The sequence below is a fragment of the Serratia sp. BIGb0163 genome (assembly GCF_024809935.1).
GTDB classification, from domain to species: domain Bacteria; phylum Pseudomonadota; class Gammaproteobacteria; order Enterobacterales; family Enterobacteriaceae; genus Serratia; species Serratia quinivorans.
The window spans coordinates 1-1,447 of sequence record NZ_JANUDZ010000022.1 but is presented as its reverse complement, the minus strand read 5'-3'; the positions used below and the strand labels follow the sequence as shown (position 1 = coordinate 1,447).

Below are 1,447 nucleotides of genomic sequence, written 5' to 3'. Positions count from 1 at the left end.
TGGACTGACCCCATAAAGTTGGACGGTTCATATTAAGCGGCTTTCAGGGCCTGGGTTCGGTATTCTACCGGACTCAGGCCTTTTAATTTCAGGCTTATCCGTTCGTTGTTGTAATAATGGATATAGTCCTCTATCGCTTCCCTTAGTTCTTTGACACTGCTGAACTGCCTCAGATAAAAACACTCCGATTTCAGCGTACCGAAGAAGTTCTCCATCACCGCATTATCCAGGCAGTTTCCTTTACGCGACATACTTTGCGTCAGGCGCTGTGCCTTTAACCTGGCCTGATAACCTGCCATTCGATACTGCCAGCCCTGATCCGAGTGCAACAGCGGGGTCTCTTCTGGACTGAGCTTCGAGAACGCATCGTGCAGCATCGTATTAACCATCTCCATCACCGGCCTTTCCGACAAGCTGTAGGAGATAATCTCTCGGTTAAACAGATCGAGAACCGGCGACAGGTAAAGCTTTTTACCCTGCACCGAGAACTCTGTCACATCCGTAACCCACTTTTCGTTGGCTTTTGAGGCACCGAAGTTCCGGCTCAGGATGTTAGGCGCGGCCATGCCCGTTTCTCCTTTCCAGGCGCGATATTTCTTCACCCTTATCAGAGACCGGAGCGACAGCTCTGCCATCAGTCGCTGTACTGCTTTATGGTTCACCAGCAACCCCTGCTTTCTCAGGGAGAGCGTGACCCTGCGATAACCATAACGCCCTTTGTGATAGTGATAAATCTCTCTGATTTTGTCTTTCAGCCCGGCATGCCGGTCCACTTGCTTCAGCGCATTCATATTGTGGTACCACGTACTGCGGGACATACCCGCTGCACGCAGAAGGTCACTGAGTGCATGCTCCCGCCTTAGCTCACTGATTACTCTGGCTTTCTGCCGTTTCTCTCGTCTTGAACCAAGGCTTTCAGCTTTTTTAGATAGGCATTCTCTGCACGCAGGTAACGGAGTTCAGCCCGCAGTTCTTCGGGCGATAACTTTTCCAGCGCTGCATCGGTAAGTGGAGATTTTTTTTGGGGGGATGTCATGTCCATGCTCCGACCTGGTTTTATGCTCAGAAGTCCTTTCTCACCAGTGTCTTTGTAGACATTAACCCAGTGCCGGACAACGGTTTCATTTGAGATATTAAACCGTGCAGCAGCTTCACGCATCGAAAGTTTTTCACTGAGAGTTGTCCGGGCGACAACCAGCCGGAACTCAGGAGAATGGCGGTCATTTTTCCAGGTAATGCCATCAATACCGTGGAGTTGCCAGGCTCTTACCCAGCGACGAACTGACGTTCTTTCGACACCAAAACGTGCTGCGGTCCGTTGTGCTCCATCTTTGCCGGAGAGGTAGTGGCTGACCACTGCCAGTCTGGTTTCGAGGGAGTATTTTGGTTTTGCCATAAAAAACTGCACCTTATTCAGTTGGGTGTCCAACTTTTGGGGTGCAGTTCA

General features: G+C 50.5%; 1 protein-coding gene. It reads right to left on the bottom strand.

What is annotated here, in order from left to right:
• Positions 1 to 32: 32 nt before the first annotated feature.
• A protein-coding gene (locus M2406_RS26390; RefSeq protein ID WP_259191943.1) for an IS3 family transposase occupies positions 33 to 1,396 on the bottom strand; the annotation gives its coding sequence in 2 pieces (ribosomal slippage) (positions 33 to 919 and positions 919 to 1,396; 1,365 coding nt in all).
• Positions 1,397 to 1,447: the final 51 nt, after the last annotated feature.